Origin of the sequence: Bradyrhizobium manausense (assembly GCF_001440035.1) — a bacterium.
Classification (GTDB): Bacteria; Pseudomonadota; Alphaproteobacteria; order Rhizobiales; family Xanthobacteraceae; genus Bradyrhizobium; species Bradyrhizobium manausense.
On record NZ_LJYG01000108.1, the window covers coordinates 1 to 15,098 of the forward strand.

At 64.4% G+C, this 15,098-nt stretch carries 15 protein-coding genes and 1 pseudogene; 13 read left to right on the plus strand and 3 right to left on the minus strand.

Annotated elements, in window-relative coordinates; all coding sequences use genetic code 11:
* Positions 1-400, plus strand: a pseudogene (locus tag AOQ71_RS29990) (IS5/IS1182 family transposase); the annotation flags it as partial.
* A gap of 109 nt (positions 401-509) precedes the next feature.
* Here the strand turns inward: AOQ71_RS29990 and AOQ71_RS29995 are convergent.
* Positions 510-908 (minus strand): MAPEG family protein, encoded by a 399-nt coding sequence (locus AOQ71_RS29995; RefSeq protein WP_057754556.1) that lies wholly within the window; start codon positions 906-908, stop codon positions 510-512.
* 57 nt (positions 909-965) lie between these two features.
* Positions 966-2,774 carry a PHA/PHB synthase family protein gene (locus AOQ71_RS30000; RefSeq protein ID WP_205668284.1) on the minus strand — a complete coding sequence of 603 codons (1,809 nt, stop codon included), beginning with the start codon at positions 2,772-2,774 and terminating at the stop codon, positions 966-968.
* Between AOQ71_RS30000 and AOQ71_RS46705 the strand changes: the two genes are divergently transcribed.
* The 6 genes from AOQ71_RS46705 (at position 2,674) to AOQ71_RS30025 (ending at position 8,092) form a co-directional block, all read left to right on the plus strand.
* The gene (locus AOQ71_RS46705) at positions 2,674-3,036 is read left to right on the plus strand and encodes a hypothetical protein (protein ID WP_205668291.1); all 363 of its coding nucleotides are present in this window, start codon (positions 2,674-2,676) and stop codon (positions 3,034-3,036) included. The genes AOQ71_RS30000 and AOQ71_RS46705 overlap by 101 nt on opposite strands.
* A 12-nt stretch (positions 3,037-3,048) precedes the next feature.
* On the plus strand, positions 3,049-3,324 hold the full coding sequence (locus AOQ71_RS30005; RefSeq protein WP_057754562.1) for a hypothetical protein: 276 nt from the start codon (positions 3,049-3,051) through the stop codon (positions 3,322-3,324).
* A 210-nt stretch (positions 3,325-3,534) separates the two neighbouring features.
* Positions 3,535-4,755 (plus strand): LL-diaminopimelate aminotransferase, encoded by a 1,221-nt coding sequence (locus tag AOQ71_RS30010; protein ID WP_057754565.1) that lies wholly within the window; start codon positions 3,535-3,537, stop codon positions 4,753-4,755.
* Between the two features lie 28 nt (positions 4,756-4,783).
* A complete protein-coding gene (locus AOQ71_RS30015) occupies positions 4,784-6,100 on the plus strand; it encodes a homoserine dehydrogenase (protein WP_057754570.1) in 1,317 nt (438 codons plus the stop codon).
* 137 nt (positions 6,101-6,237) lie between these two features.
* Positions 6,238-7,239, plus strand: a complete 1,002-nt coding sequence (gene glpX, locus AOQ71_RS30020) for a class II fructose-bisphosphatase (RefSeq protein ID WP_057754573.1) — start codon at positions 6,238-6,240, stop codon at positions 7,237-7,239.
* Between the two features lie 133 nt (positions 7,240-7,372).
* Positions 7,373-8,092 carry a haloacid dehalogenase type II gene (locus AOQ71_RS30025; protein ID WP_057754576.1) on the plus strand — a complete coding sequence of 240 codons (720 nt, stop codon included), beginning with the start codon at positions 7,373-7,375 and terminating at the stop codon, positions 8,090-8,092.
* 13 nt (positions 8,093-8,105) lie between these two features.
* On the opposite strand, the gene AOQ71_RS30030 is transcribed toward AOQ71_RS30025, so the two are convergent.
* On the minus strand, positions 8,106-8,771 hold the full coding sequence (locus AOQ71_RS30030) for a GntR family transcriptional regulator (RefSeq protein WP_057754579.1): 666 nt from the start codon (positions 8,769-8,771) through the stop codon (positions 8,106-8,108).
* Positions 8,772-8,887: 116 nt separating this feature from the next.
* Between AOQ71_RS30030 and AOQ71_RS30035 the strand changes: the two genes are divergently transcribed.
* From AOQ71_RS30035 to AOQ71_RS30060, 6 genes are read left to right on the plus strand one after another with little or no spacing between them, the layout of a single operon-like run.
* On the plus strand, positions 8,888-9,682 hold the full coding sequence (locus AOQ71_RS30035; protein ID WP_057756611.1) for an enoyl-CoA hydratase/isomerase family protein: 795 nt from the start codon (positions 8,888-8,890) through the stop codon (positions 9,680-9,682).
* A gap of 10 nt (positions 9,683-9,692) precedes the next feature.
* A complete protein-coding gene (locus AOQ71_RS30040) occupies positions 9,693-10,952 on the plus strand; it encodes a CaiB/BaiF CoA transferase family protein (RefSeq protein ID WP_057754583.1) in 1,260 nt (419 codons plus the stop codon).
* A 55-nt stretch (positions 10,953-11,007) separates the two neighbouring features.
* The gene (locus AOQ71_RS30045; protein WP_057756614.1) at positions 11,008-12,000 is read left to right on the plus strand and encodes a Bug family tripartite tricarboxylate transporter substrate binding protein; all 993 of its coding nucleotides are present in this window, start codon (positions 11,008-11,010) and stop codon (positions 11,998-12,000) included.
* Positions 12,001-12,016: 16 nt separating this feature from the next.
* Positions 12,017-12,499 carry a tripartite tricarboxylate transporter TctB family protein gene (locus tag AOQ71_RS30050; RefSeq protein ID WP_057754587.1) on the plus strand — a complete coding sequence of 161 codons (483 nt, stop codon included), beginning with the start codon at positions 12,017-12,019 and terminating at the stop codon, positions 12,497-12,499.
* An 11-nt stretch (positions 12,500-12,510) separates the two neighbouring features.
* Positions 12,511-14,046 carry a tripartite tricarboxylate transporter permease gene (locus AOQ71_RS30055; protein WP_057754591.1) on the plus strand — a complete coding sequence of 512 codons (1,536 nt, stop codon included), beginning with the start codon at positions 12,511-12,513 and terminating at the stop codon, positions 14,044-14,046.
* Positions 14,043-15,047 carry a 4-hydroxythreonine-4-phosphate dehydrogenase PdxA gene (locus tag AOQ71_RS30060; RefSeq protein WP_057754594.1) on the plus strand — a complete coding sequence of 335 codons (1,005 nt, stop codon included), beginning with the start codon at positions 14,043-14,045 and terminating at the stop codon, positions 15,045-15,047. The genes AOQ71_RS30055 and AOQ71_RS30060 overlap by 4 nt, the downstream gene beginning before the upstream one ends.
* The last annotated feature ends 51 nt before the right edge of the window (positions 15,048-15,098 follow it).

The window sequence follows — 15,098 nt, forward strand, 5'->3', positions numbered from 1 at the left end:
CGATGGTCACACCTTGCGAGACGTCATCGACCGCACCGAGACACTCACCGGCTGTGCGATCGAGCGGGCCTATGTCGACAAGGGATACCGCGGCCACGACGCGCAAAATCCTCGTCGCGTCTTCATCTCCGGCCAGAAGCGCGGCGTCTTCGGTGTCATCAAGCGCGAGCTGCGCCGCCGCTCCGCCATCGAGCCCATCATCGGACACCTGAAGACCGATGGTCACCTCGGCCGATGCTATCTCAAAGGCCGCCCCGGCGATGCGGCTAACGTCATCCTCTCCGCCGTCGGTCACAACTTCCGCCGTGTCCTCGCCTGGCTGAGAGCTCTTTGGTGCCTGATCCTCACCACCCTCATCGCGCCCGCCAGCGACTGCTCACCGCTCAAATCGGTTTCTTAACGGACGACGACCTCTCACCGCGAAGACGGTCTGGATTGCTTCGTCGCATCAGCGCAAAATTGCTTCGCAATTTTGTCGCGCGCTCCTCGCAATGACGGTGGAGAGAGCCTCAAAACACCTTGAAGATCGCCAGCGCCAGCACGGCCTGCGCCAGGAAGCCGACGGTGAAGGCGAGGGTGCGAAACACCGGAATGCCCAGCGCATAGACGATCAGATGCGCAACGCGTGCCCAGAAATAGACGACGCAGGCGAGCACCGTCCATTTCGTGGAATAGTCGATCGCATTGAGGATCAGCACCAGCGGTGCGAATAGCACGAGGTTCTCGACCGCATTGTCATGCGCGAACATCAAACGGTTCGCCCATTCGGCTTGCGGCTTGTCGCCGCGCGTGGGGTTGGCCATGGCGCCGCTGAGACCGCGAACCTGGCAGCGGTTGATGGTGTAGGGAATCCAGAGGATCCCGGTCAGGATCACCGTACAGGTCAGCCAGAACAATTCACGCGTCATAACCCGGTCCCCTCTCAACTCGATGTCGTGAGCTTATACGAAAACGCGCAGCCCTGCCTATGCGCGCACCCTGACATAGCTGCCGGGCGCGTCCTCGATGGGCGGGAAGGCCTCGCTCCCGACGCTGCGCGCCGGCACTTCCTCCGGATCGAGCCCGCCCAGCCATTCGCGCCAGTCCGGCCACCACGAGCCCTTGTGCTCCACCGCGCCCTTCATCCACTCCGCGACGTTGGCGGCCTTGATGTTGTCGTTGGTCCAGTACTGGTACTTGCCCGAGGCCGGCGGATTGACGACGCCGGCGATGTGGCCGGAGCCTGACAGGACATACTTCACCGGCCCGCCGAAGAATTGCGAGCCGTACAGCACCGATTCCGCCGGCGCGATGTGGTCCTCGCGCGTGGCGAGGTTGTAGACCGGCACCCTGACCTTGGAGAGATCGAGCAGCGTGTTGTCGAGCACCATGGTGCCGGTCGACAAGCGGTTCTCCAGGTAGCAGTTGCGCAGATAGTAGGAATGGTTGGCCTGGGTCATCCGCGTCGCGTCGGAATTCCAGTGCAGCAGGTCGAACGCGCTCGGCTGCTGGCCCTTGAGGTAATTGCTGACGACGTAGGACCAGATCAGGTCGTTGGAGCGCAGCATGTTGAAGGCCATCGCCATCTTGGAGCCCTCGAGCACGCCTGAGGCCTTCATGTCCTGCTCGAGCGAGGCGATCTGGTCTTCGTCGACGAAGACGAGAAGATCGCCGGCATGGGTGAAGTCGACCTGCGCGGCAAAGAACGTCGCCGAGGTCACGCGCTGACGCCGCTTCTCGGCGAGCCAGGCCAGCGTGGTCGCGAGCATGGTGCCGCCGACGCAATAGCCGGCGGTGTGCACCTTCATCTCGCCGGTGATCTTCTCGATCACGTCCATCGCCGTGAGCGGGCCTAGCTTCATGTAGTCTTCCCAGCTCTTGGAACCGAGCTTCTTGTCCGGATTGACCCATGAGATCACGAACACGGTGATGCCCTGGTCGACGCACCATTTGATGTAGGATTTCTCCGGCTTGAGATCGAGGATGTAGAATTTGTTGATCCAGGGCGGCACGATCAGGAGCGGGGTGCGCAGCACCTTCTCCGTGGTCGGAGAATACTGGATCAGCTGCATCATCTCGTTCTGGTAGATCACCTTGCCCGGCGTCGTCGCCATGTTGACGCCGACGACGAGGTTGTCCGGGTTGGACTGGCGGATCTTCAACATGCCCTTGCCGGCCGCGATGTCCTCCGCCAGCATGGTCAGGCCGCGCGCCAGGTTCTCGCCGCTGCTGGCAACGGTCTCGCGCAGCACCTCCGGATTGGTCAGCACGAAGTTCGACGGCGAGATCGCGTTGGTGACCTGCTGGACGTAGAACTCGGCCTTGCGGCGCGTCGCCGGATCAAGCTCGGCGTCGCGGACCAGCTCCTGCGCCCATTTGCTGGAGAGCAGATAGAGCTGCATCACGAAATCGAAAAACTGGTTCGACTTCCATTCCGGATCGGCAAAGCGCTTGTCGCGCGGCGAGGGCGCGATCGCGGGCTGCGCCTCCTGGCCGGCCATTCGCCGTGCCGCCGAGCCCCAGAGATCGAGATAATCCTTGGCGAGCTTGGTCTGCAGGTCGGACGAGCGCGACTGGTCCGACAGCCAATATTCGGCGACCGTGGTGAAGGTCTTGACGACCTCGGTGAGCTCGGCCGGCGGGCGGTCCTGCACCTCGCCGCTTTCGCGCGGCTTCAGATACGCGGCGAGCGCCTTGCCGCCGCTCTCCATCGCCCGCGCGATATTCATCGCGAAGGCCTCCGCATCGAACTTCGTTTCGGACTTTGACCCTGACGTCGAGCCAGGCTTGGGCATGTCGGTCGTGACGGTACTCATGAGAACAACAGTAACGATTCATTCCGTATTCGTCACCGCGAAGCTCGCCGGTTTCGCGCGAAACAGGCGCGAAGATGTGCTGCACTGCGACAATGCTTCTTGCTTTTGTCACAATCGCGGTGCACGTCTCGGACCGTGGGCCTTGGAAGATTTCTCGCTCGTGCCATTTGTGGGCAGCAATGGTTTGAGCTTGGGCAGGTTGTTGGCTAAGTTGCCGGCAGCCTTGCGTTGGGACGAGTAGGGGAATTCCCAAGTGTTGGCGTTGTGGGACCTGCAAAAGTCGCGGCTCGTGTGCTGTGCGCTGCTGATCGCAGCTTTCATGCTGGGCGGCTGTTCGAGCCAGCTCGCGGATATGTCTGCCGCCGACACGCCCGCTCACCCCAAGGAGCCTGCCGGCTATTTGCCGGTGCACGATTTGCCGCCTGACCGTGATCAGGCCATCATCCCGCCGGACCAACGCGCCAAGATCGAGGCCGAGCTTGCGGCCGCGCGCGACCGTCAGGCCGTCGCGGCCAAGGATGCCAAATAAGGCCGCGTAATCGCTGGCGCCACCGCCACTCCGTGCTAAAAAGACTTCAATTCAGCCGAGAGTCAGGGCGAAGGAGTTCAGTCCTTGCCGCCGAAAATTACTCCAAGTATTTGATTTTGAGTGATTTTCGCGTGCCGGGCGATGTCTCCTGGAAGGGGTGTCATTGCTCCTCGATTCTGCCCTGACCGGTTGCCCGGAGCCCAGAGACCCATGGAAGAATTTTACCGCATCCGCCGCCTTCCGCCTTACGTGTTCGAGCAGGTCAACCGGGCCAAGGCGGCCGCGCGGAACGCCGGCGCCGACATCATCGATCTCGGCATGGGCAATCCGGACCTGCCGGCCCCGCCGCATGTGCTGGAGAAGCTCAAGGAGACGCTGGGCAAGCCGCGCACCGACCGCTATTCGGCCTCGCGTGGCATTCCCGGCCTGCGCCGCGCCCAGGCTGCCTATTACGACCGCCGCTTCGGCGTGAAGCTCAACCCCGACACCCAGGTGGTGGCGACGCTGGGCTCCAAGGAGGGCTTTGCCAACGTGGCGCAGGCCATCACCGCGCCGGGCGACGTGATCCTCTGTCCGAACCCGAGCTATCCGATTCATGCCTTCGGCTTTTTGATGGCGGGCGGCGTGATCCGTTCGGTGCCCTCGGAGCCGACGCCACAATTCTTCGAGGCGGTGGAGCGGGCGATCGTGCATTCGATTCCGAAGCCGCTCGCGCTCGTGGTCTGCTATCCCTCCAACCCGACCGCCTATGTCGCGAGCCTCGATTTCTACAAGGACCTCGTCGCCTTCGCGAAGAAGCACGAGATCCTGATCCTGTCGGATCTTGCCTATGCCGAGGTCTATTTCGACGAGAGCAATCCGCCGCCCTCGGTGCTTCAGGTACCCGGCGCGATCGACGTCACCGTCGAGTTCACCTCGATGTCGAAGACCTATTCGATGGCCGGTTGGCGCATGGGCTTTGCGGTCGGCAATGACCGCGTCATCGCAGCGCTCGCCCGCGTCAAATCCTACCTCGATTACGGCGCCTTCACGCCGGTGCAGGTCGCCGCGACCGCGGCGCTGAACGGCCCTGACGACTGCATCAAGGAGATGCGCGACACCTATCGCAAGCGCCGTGACGCATTGGTGGAATCTTTCGGTCGCGCGGGGTGGGAGATTCCGCCGCCTGAGGCTTCGATGTTCGCCTGGGTGCCGCTGCCGGAGGCGTTCCGCAGTGTCGGCAGCATGCAGTTCGCGACGTTGATGGTGGAGAAATCAGGCGTTGCGGTCTCGCCCGGCGTCGGCTTCGGCGAACATGGTGAAGGATATGTCCGCATCGCCATGGTGGAAAACGAGCAACGGATCAGGCAGGCCGCACGCGGCGTGCGCCGCTTCCTTGAAAGCGGCATCGAAACGTTGCACAACGTCGTTCCACTCGCCAACCGGCGCTAATTTTCTTCTGCAGGTTCACTCGAGCATCATGGTTGCACCCCTGAAAGTGGGCATAGCGGGGCTCGGCACCGTGGGCGCCGAAGTTGTCCGTTTGATCGAAACGCAGGCGCGCGTGCTCGCGGGCCGCAGCGGCCGCGGCATTCGCGTCGTCGCCGTCACCGCACGTTCGAAGGCCAAGAAGCGCGGCATCGACCTGCGCGGCGTCGAATGGGCCAAGGATCCGCTTGCCCTCGCCACGCATCCCGAGGTCGACTGCTTCGTCGAGCTAATGGGCGGCGCCGGCGATCCCGCGCTCTCGGCGGTCGAAGCCGCGCTGAGCACTGGCAAGTCGGTTGTCACAGCCAACAAGGCACTGCTGGCCAAGCACGGAATCAAGCTGGCAAGAGCCGCCGAAAAGCACGGCGGTGCGCTGAATTTCGAGGCAGCGGTCGGCGCTGCGATCCCCGTCATCAAGACGCTTCGCGAAGGTCTTGCCGGAACCGGCATCAATCGCGTCTACGGCATCCTCAACGGCACCTGCAATTACATCCTGACGCGGATGGAGCAGGAGGGCCTGTCGTTCGCCGAGTGCCTCACGGATGCGCAGCGGCTCGGCTATGCCGAGGCCGATCCGTCCTTCGACGTCGACGGCCACGACACCGCGCAAAAGCTCGCGATCCTCGCCAGCCTCGCTTTCGGCACGAAAGTTGCTCAAAGCGCGGTGTATGTCGAAGGCATCTCCTCCATCGCGCCGGAAGATCTTCGCGCGGCCGCCGATCTCGGTTACCGCGTCAAGCTGCTCGGCGTTGCCGTTCGCACCGCCAAGGGCATCGAGCAGCGCGTGCATCCGACCATGGTTCCCAAGACATCCTCGATCGCGCAGGTGATGGGTGTCACCAATGCGGTTACGATCGATGGCGAGGGCATTCCGCCGATCACGCTGGTCGGCCCAGGGGCGGGCGGAGCTGCGACCGCATCCGCCGTCGTTGCCGATATCGCCGACGTCGCGCGCGGCATTCGCGCCAATCCGTTCGGAAGGCCGATCGCGCAGCTGCACGACACCAAGAAGGCGCCGATGGAGCGCCACGAAGGCGGCTATTACATTCGCCTGCTCGCGCGCGATTTCCCCGGCACCGCGGCTGCAATCGCGACCCGGCTCGCAGAGCAGAAGATTTCGATCGAGTCGATCGTGCAGCGTCATCCCAATGGCGGCGCTGCACCTAGCGACGGCAAGGCGGTGCCCGTGCCCGTCATTCTGATCACCTATGCCACCCATGAGGACGCGGTGCGCCGCGCGCTCGCGGCCGTGCAAAAGGACAAGGTGATCAGCGGGCGGCCGCAAGTCATACGGATTGAGAAGAACTAGAGCATGATCCGGAAAAGTGTGCAGCGGTTTTCCGGAAAGATCATGCTCAAACGATAAGACAGTTCGAACGAACTGTGGGTGTTACGAGTTGATGCGGACGGAGATTTCCGTCCCGAACGCTTCGAAGGAGTTAGCCGATGTCGACCCATATTTCAGTGCCGCCGCAAGCATTGCTCGAGCGCATTCTCACGCTGGAGATCGTGCGTGTGACGGAGCGGGCGGCGGTGTCGTCGGCGCGTCTGCGCGGGCACGGGCAGGAGAAGGCCGCCGACCAGGCCGCCGTCGACGCCATGCGCCGCGAGCTCAACAAGCTGCCGATCCAGGGCACCATCGTGATCGGCGAGGGTGAGCGCGACGAGGCGCCGATGCTCTTCATCGGCGAGAAGGTTGGCGTCAACGCCGGCCCCGAGGTCGATATCGCGGTCGACCCGCTCGAGGGCACCACGCTGTGCGCCAAGAACATGCCGGGCTCGATCGCCACCATGGCGATGGCCGATGGCGGTACGTTGCTGCACGCCCCCGACGTCTACATGCAGAAGCTCGCGATCGGTCCCGGCTACGACAAGGGCGTCGTCGAGCTCGATGCATCGCCGGCTGACAATGTCCGCCGCCTCGCCAAGGCCAAGGGCGTCAAGCCCGAGGGCATCACCGTTCTCGTGCTCGACCGTCCGCGCCATGCCAGCATCATCGAGAGCGTGCGCTCGACCGGCGCTGCCGTCCGCCTCATCACCGACGGCGACGTTGCCGGCGTGATCCACACCGCCGACCCCGACAACACCGGCGTCGACATGTATCTCGGCACCGGCGGCGCGCCGGAAGGCGTGCTCGCGGCCGTGGCGCTGCGCTGTATCGGCGGCCAGATGCAGTGCCGCCTGATCCTCGATTCCGGCGAGAAGATCGAGCGCGCGGCCAAGATGGGCGTCAACGATCCCAAGATGATCTACGGCATCGAGGACATGGCGCGCGGCGACTGCCTGTTCGCCGCGACCGGCGTTACCACCGGTTCACTGCTGTCGGGCGTCAAATTCCGCAAGGACGGCGTGATCGAGACCGAGACGGTGGTGATGCGCTCCGTCACCGGTACCGTGCGCTACATCAAGGCCGAGCATCGCGAGCTCGCGAAGTTCCATCTGGATTAGCTCTGCCCGTCATTCCGGGGCGACGGGACCGCGCGGCCCGGAGAGCCCGGAATCCATCGGGCGGCGGAGTACGATGTGAAATGGATTCCGGGCTCGCGCTTCGCGCGCCCCGGAATGACAACGAGGAAGCGCCATGTCCGATCTCTCCGCCGTCAAAGCCCTGATCTTCGACGTGTTCGGCACCGTCGTGGACTGGCGCACCAGCCTGATCACCGACTTCATGTGGTGGGGCAAGGGCCGCGGCATCAGCGCCGACTGGACCGCGCTCGTCGACGGCTGGCGCGGCACCTATGTCGCCTCCATGCAGGACGTGCGCGAGCATCCCGAACGCGGCTATGTGATGCTCGACGATCTGCATCGCCGTTCCCTGGAAAAACTGGTCGAGAAATTCGCCATCAAGGGGCTCACGGACGCCGACCTCGATCATCTCACCAAGGGCTGGCATCGCCTCAATCCCTGGCCGGACAGCGTCGCCGGCCTGACACGATTGAAGACCAAGTTCGTGATCTCGCCGCTGTCGAACGGCAACGTCGCACTGCTCACCAACATGGCGAAGTTCGCAGGGCTCCCCTGGGACCTCATCATGTCGGCCGAGCTGTTCGAGCACTACAAGCCCGATCCCGAAACCTATCTCGGTGCCGCAAAGCTGCTGTGTCTCAAGCCGGCAGAGGTGATGATGGTCGCCGCCCACAATGGGGATCTCGCCGCTGCGCAGAAGAACGGCCTGAAGACCGCGTTCGTCGCCCGGCCGACCGAGTACGGGCCGCACCAGAAGGTCGATTTCGAGGCGACCGGCAATTGGGACATCGTCGCCAAGGATTTCGGCGGCATCGCCGACAAGCTCGGCTGCTAGGCGAGCCGCCGCCTCATGCAATCTTCAGCGCAGGCTCGCTCGTTTCCGTCTCCGCAAATCCCGCCTGCAAGACCTCCTCACGCTTGTGGCGCAGATGCGCGCGCAGGATGTGGGAGAGGCCGACGCCGTCGCGGCGCTGGAGCGCGTTGAGGATGGCCTCGTGCTCCGTCACCGCAAGCGCCCAGCGCTGCGGCGTCATCGGCGTCACATAGCGGGCACGGCGAATGCGCGCGGTCACTGATGCGTAGAGCCCGGTGAGGACAGGGTTGCCGGCGGCGTTGACGATCCCCTCGTGGATGGCGCGGTTGCCGCGATAATACTGGATCAGATCGCCCTCGCGATAATGCTGCACCATGGCTGCATGGGCCGCGGCGATCTCGGCGATCTCGTGATCGGTGATGCGCTCGCAAGCGAGCTCGCCCGCCAGCGCTTCGAGCCCCTGACAGACCTCGAACAGGTCGCGCATGTCCTTGTCGGTCAGCTTGGCTGCACGCGAGCCGCGATGCGGCAGCAGCTGCACGAGGCCCTCGGCGGCCAGCACCTTGAGCGCTTCGCGCAGCGGCGTTCGCGAAATTTCCAGCCGCTCGCACAGCTCGCGCTCGGGAATCCGCGCGCCCGGCGGGATCTCGCCGTCGAGCAGAATGTCGCGGATGCGGCCGACGACCTCCTCATGCAGCATGGGGTACTCTCTATTTTGAATGCAAAAATGATCCAATAGACGAAAGTTAGGTAATTCTATCTTGAAAAACCAAAATTTTGCATTCAAAAATGCAAAAACAGTTGGAGATCGAGGAAATGGACCAGGCCGTAGCGGCGGACGACCTCGTTTTTGAATGCAGGGACGGGATCGGGCGGATCACTTTCAACCGCCCGCAGGCGCGCAACGCCTTCACTTTCACCATGTACGAGCGGCTCGCCGCCATCTGCGAGCAAGCCAACGATGACCGGTCCATCAAGGTGCTGGTGTTGCGCGGCGCCGGCGACAAGGCCTTTGCCTCGGGCACCGACATCAACCAGTTCCGCGCGTTCCGGACGCCGCAGGACTCCATCGACTACGAGAACCGGATCGACCGGGTGCTGACCACGCTGGAGCAATGCCGGGTACCGACCATCGCGGCGATCAACGGCTTTTGCACCGGCGGCGGGGCGGGCATTGCCGCGGCCTGCGATCTGCGCATCGGCACGCGCAGCACCAGGATCGGCTTTCCCATTGCCCGCACCCTCGGCAATTGCCTGTCGATGTCCAATGTCAGCCGTCTCACCGCGCTGATCGGGGCGGCACGGGTCAAGGACCTGATCTTCACCGCACGTCTCGTCGATGCCGCCGAAGCCGCCGGCATCGGGCTGCTCGGCGAGGTCGTCGACGATCTCACCGCGCTCGACAAGCGCACGGACGAAGTCGCGCGCCTCGTTGCCAGCCACGCGCCGCTGACGCTGAATGCGACCAAGCAGGCGGTCGCCCGGCTGCAACGGCGGCTGATGCCGGAGGAGGGCGAAGACCTCATCCTGATGTGCTACACGAGCCAGGATTTTCGTGAAGGGCTCGATGCTTTCCTCAGCAAGCGCGCCCCGCAGTGGCGCGGCCAATAGGATGCCCCGAATGCAAAGCGATCGATCGCAATCTATTTCACGCCGTTCGGGACCGCTCGCCGGCCTCAAGGTGATCGACCTCACCCATGTCATGGCCGGGCCGACCTGCACCCTGATGCTCGCCGACATGGGCGCCGACGTCATCAAGATCGAGAAATGGCCCGGTGGTGACGACACCCGCCATTCGGTGCCGCCGAAGATCGGCGACGAAGCCGCCTCGTTCCTGATGATGAACCGCAACAAGCGCGGCATCGTGCTGGACCTGAAGAGTGACGGCGGCAAACAGGTGCTGCGCCGATTGATCGCGGACGCCGACGTGCTGGTCGAAAACTTTGCGCCGGGTGCGATGGAGCGCCTGGGGTTCGGTTACGAGGAACTGCACAAGCAGTATCCGTCGCTGATCTATTGCTCGTTGTCGGGTTTTGGCCGCACCGGTCCCTACAAGCACCGCCGCGGGTTTGACCTCGTCGCGCAGGCCATGAGCGGCATCATGAGCTTCACCGGCGAGCGCCCCGATGGTCCGCCGGTGAAATGCGGTCCGCCGCTGTCTGACATCACCGCGGGCCTGCTCGCGAGCATGGGCATCCTCGCCGCCTACACGCACCGCCTCAAGACCGGCGAGGGGCAGTGGGTCGAGACCTCGCTCTTTGAGGCGGCACTGGTGCAGACCTATTGGCAGTCGACCATTGCGCTCGCCGCCGGCAGCGCGCCGCGCGCGATGGGCTCGGCCCATCCGCTCAACGCGCCATACCAGGCGTTCGAGGCCTCGGACGGCTGGCTCGTCGTCGGCGGCGCCAACAAGAAGCACTGGCTCTTGATGCTGGAAGCGCTCGGGGCCAGCGAGCTCGCCGCCGATCCGCGCTTCGTCACCGGCGCCGACCGCATGGCCAACCTGAAGGAGCTGGAAGCCGTCCTGAGCGAGCGCTTCCGGACGAAGACGCGCGCGCATTGGCTCGCCGCGCTGGACGAGAAGGGCGTGCCTTGCGGGCCCGTGCACGACATGCTGGAGGCGCTCAGCGATCCGCAGACGCTGGCGCGCGAGATGGTCGTCGAGGTCGAGCATTCCACGCTCGGCCCAGTCAAGACGATCGGGCTGCCGGTCAAATTCTCGGAGACGCCGGGCAAGGTCGCATCAGGCGCGCCCGTCTATGGCGAACATACCCGCGAGGTGCTGGCCCAGCACGGGTTCGACCAGAGGCAAATCGAAGCGCTGGAGCAAGAAGGCGCAATCGTCTCGGCATCCAGGGAGCGCGAAGAAAGCGTCGCCTGAACGGACGTCGAGACGGCTGATCAAGCAAAACAGAAAAAATAAGTTGGAGGAAATCATGCGTGGGACGTCCCTCTTTTTGCTGTCCGTCGGTGCGGCCGTGCTCGCAGGCCCGATGCCGGCATTCGCGGCCTGGCAGCCGCAGAAGCCGATCGAGTTCGTGGCCACCGCAGGTCCCGGCGGCGGCACCGACAATCTTGCCCGCGCGGTGCAGAACATCATCACCAAGTACAAGCTGACGGAGCAGCCGATCGTCGTCGTCAACAAGGGCGGCGGCAGCGGCGCGGAGGGCTATGTCTACGGCAAGGCTTCTGCCGGCGATCCCTACAAGGTGATCTTCGGCACCTCGAACGCCTGGCAGCAGCCGCTCGTCTCCAAGGTTGCCTTCAACTACACCGACCTCACTCCGATCGCGGCGATGGCGCAGGACGAATTCCTGCTCTGGGTCAAGCAGGACGCGCCGTACAAGACGGCCGGCGACTATCTGAAGGCGGCCGCCTCAGGCGAATTCAAGATGGGCGGCGCGCAGTCCAAGGACACCGATGAGGTCCTGACGCGCATGATCGAGAAGACGGGACACGTCAAGCTCACCTACATCCCGTTCAAGAGCGGCGCCGAGGCCGCCGTGCAGCTCGCCGGCGGGCACATCGATTCCCACGTCAACAATCCCAGCGAGAGCCTCGGCCAATGGCGCGGCGGCACGCAGCGCCCGCTCTGCGTCTTCAGCCCGAAGCGCCTGCCTGAAGCGCCGAAGATCACCGCCACCGAGGGCTGGAGCGACGTTCCGACTTGCACCGAGCAGGGCCTCGACATCAAGCAATACGAGCAGCCTCGCACGGTCTGGCTGCCCGGCAAGGTCACGCCGGAGCAGGCGGCCTACTATGTCGATCTCATGAAGAAGGTGCAGGCGACGCCCGAGTGGAAGGACTACATCGAGAAGACCTCCCAGGTCGACACGTTCCTGACCGGCGCCGAGTTCGACAAGTTCATCAAGGAGGACCTCGAGCACGTCAAGCAGGTCGCGAGCGAGCAGGGCTGGCTGGTCAAGTGAGGATCTGGAGTCTTCAATGATCTCACGCCGCGCCCTCGAACTTGCGACCGCCATCCTCACCGGCAGTTTTGGCGTTGCGGTGGTGGTCCAGAGCCTGGACAACGGCATCGGCTGGTCGAGCGAGGGTGTCGATGCCGGCACGTTCCCTTTCCTGACCGGCATCATCATCGTCGTCGGCAGTCTCTACAATCTGGCGCGCGGCGTGGTGCCGGCGGCTTCGCTGGCGAGCGTTCCCATCGCCATCACGTCGATTGAGCTGCGGCGGCTGGCGGGCCTGTTCGTGCCCGCAGCGATCTTCGTCGGCGCGATTCCGCTGCTCGGGATGTACATCGCCTCGGCGGCTTACGTCTTCGCCGTGCTCGCGATCCCCCGGCATCAACAGGTGCTGTGGTCGGCGATCACGGCAGCGGCAACGGCGCTCGCGCTTTACGTCGTATTCGAACGCATGTTCCAGGTCAGCCTTCCGCACGGCGCGCTCGCCGCCGCGCTCGGGCTCTGAGGGAGCAGGCGATGGATAATCTCTCGGAGCTCCTGCACGGTTTCACCATCGCGGTTACCGTGCCGCACCTGGCCTTGATGGCGACAGGCGTGCTGCTCGGCATTCTCGTCGGCGTGCTGCCGGGGCTCGGCGCGCCGAATGGGGTGTCGCTGCTGCTGCCGCTGACCTTCGGCATGCAGCCGGTCTCGGCGATCATCCTGCTCTCCAGCATGTATTGGGGTGCGCTGTTCGGCGGCTCCGTCACCTCGATCCTGTTCAACATCCCCGGCGAGCCGTCCTCGGTCGCCACCACGTTCGACGGCTATCCGATGGCGCGCGACGGACGGCCGACCACGGCGCTCGCCACCGCGTTCGGCTCGGCGGCGTTCGGCGCGCTTGTCGGCGTCATCCTGATCACCTTCCTGGCATCCTGGGTGGCGCAGGTCGCGCTCGCTTTTGGGCCTCCGGAATATTTTGCCGTCTATTTCCTCGCCTTTGCGAGCTTCGTCGGCATGGGCGGCGCGGCGCCGATCAAGACGGTCGTGGCGCTTGCGATCGGCTTTGCCATCGCCGCCATCGGCATCGACACCGTCTCCGGCAGCGTCCGCCTCACCATGGGCATCGACGAACTCGTCAAGGGCGTGAATTTCGTCGTCGCGGTGATGGGCCTGTTCGGCATCGGCGAGCTGCTGGTCGCGGTCGAGGAGGAGTTTCATGCCCGCGCCGCCTCCTCGAAGATCGACTGGCGCGAGGTGTTTCGGGCGGTCGGCCGCCTGCCGCGCCACAGTGGTGCGTTGCTGCGCAGCGCGGCGATCGGCTGCTGGATGGGGATCACGCCGGGCGGCCCGACCGCGGCATCGTTCATGAGCTACGGCATCGCCCGCCGCTTCTCCCGCCGTGGCCGCTACTTCGGCACCGGCGAGGTCGAAGGCATCATCTCGCCGGAGACCGCCGATCATGCCGCCGGCACCAGCGCCCTGCTGCCGATGCTCTCGCTCGGTATTCCCGGCTCGGCGACCGCCGCCGTCATGATGGGCGGGCTGATGATCTGGGGTCTCAATCCGGGTCCGATGCTGTTCGTGGACCAGAAAGACTTCGTCTGGGGCCTGATTGCCTCGATGTATGTCGGCAACATCGTCGCGGTCGCCCTGGTGCTGCTGACCGTGCCTGTGTTCGCCGCCTTGATGCGGATTCCCTTCGTGGTCATTGCGCCGCTGATCGTGATCATCTGCGTCGTCGGCGCCTATTCGGTCTCGAATTCCTATCTCGACGTGGTCATGATGCTGGGCTTCGGCGTCGTCGGCTATCTCTTCAAGAAGCTGTTCTATCCGCTGGCGCCGCTGGTGCTCGCCATCGTCATCGGCGACAAGGCCGAGGATGCGTTCCGGCAGTCGATGCTGATGTCGAAGGGATCCCTCGGGATCTTCTTCGCCAACAAGCTGGTGACCTGTCTCGTCATATCAGGCGTCGCATTACTGCTGTTGCCGCTGCTGTTGCTGCTGTTCGCACGCATCTTCCGCAAGCCCGCCAGTTTGGAAACGACGAACCAGGAGAAGGTGATCATATGACCGGAAAGCCGCTGATCGCGCTGGCGATGGGAGATCCTGCCGGCATCAGCCCGGAGCTGACGGCAAGGCTCGTGGCGCAGGATGATATCCGCGCGCGGTGCCGGCTCGTGGTCATCGGCGACGTCAGGGTGTTCGATGAGGGTGCGAAGATCGCAGGCGTTGCGCCTGAAATGACCGCGGTGGAGCAGGGCGCCGATTTCGATGAGTTGAAGGACGATGCGCTCTTCCTCGATCTCGGCCACCTCGATCCCATCAGGGTCGAGCGGGGCGTGGCGAGCCTTGAGGGCGGGCAATTTGCGCTCGCCAACTACAAGCAGGCGCTCGAATTTGGCAGGGACGGGCGGGTCGATGCCGTCTGCTTCACCCCCTTCAACAAGGCGGCGATGCGACTGGCGCGCTCGGACTATGACGACGAGATTGCCTTCTCCGCGGAGGTGGTCGGCCTGCGGACGCCGGCCAGCGAATTCAACGTGCTGGGCGAACTCTGGAATGCACGCGTGACCTCGCACATTCCGCTGAGGGATGTTGCTGCAAAACTGTCGAGCGAGCGCATCCAGCGCGCCTTGAGGCTGACCGATACCTGCATGCGCAATGCCGGCTTCGCGCGCCCGCGCATTGCGGTCGCCGGCCTCAATCCGCACGCCGGCGACGGCGGCAATTTCGGCCGCGAGGAGATCGATCTCATTGCACCCGTGGTGGAAGCCGGCCAGCGCGCCGGCATCGCCGTGGAGGGCCCGTTTCCTGCCGACACCGTGTTCCTGCGTGCAAAGGCCGGCGCCTTCGATGCGGTGCTGACGATGTATCACGACCAGGGCCAGATCGCGATGAAGCTGATGGGCTTCGATCGCGGCGTCACCTTGCTCGGCGGCTTCCCGTTTCCGATCTGCACGCCCGCGCACGGCACGGCGTACGACATCGCGGGACGAGGCATCGCATCGACGGGCGCCGCCCGCGCCGCAGTGCTGCTCGCGGCGGAGATGGCCGGGCGGCGCGACGCCTGACCGGCTTTCGCGGCTCAGGAAAAACTGGAAACTTCTGCCGTCGAGCCGAGT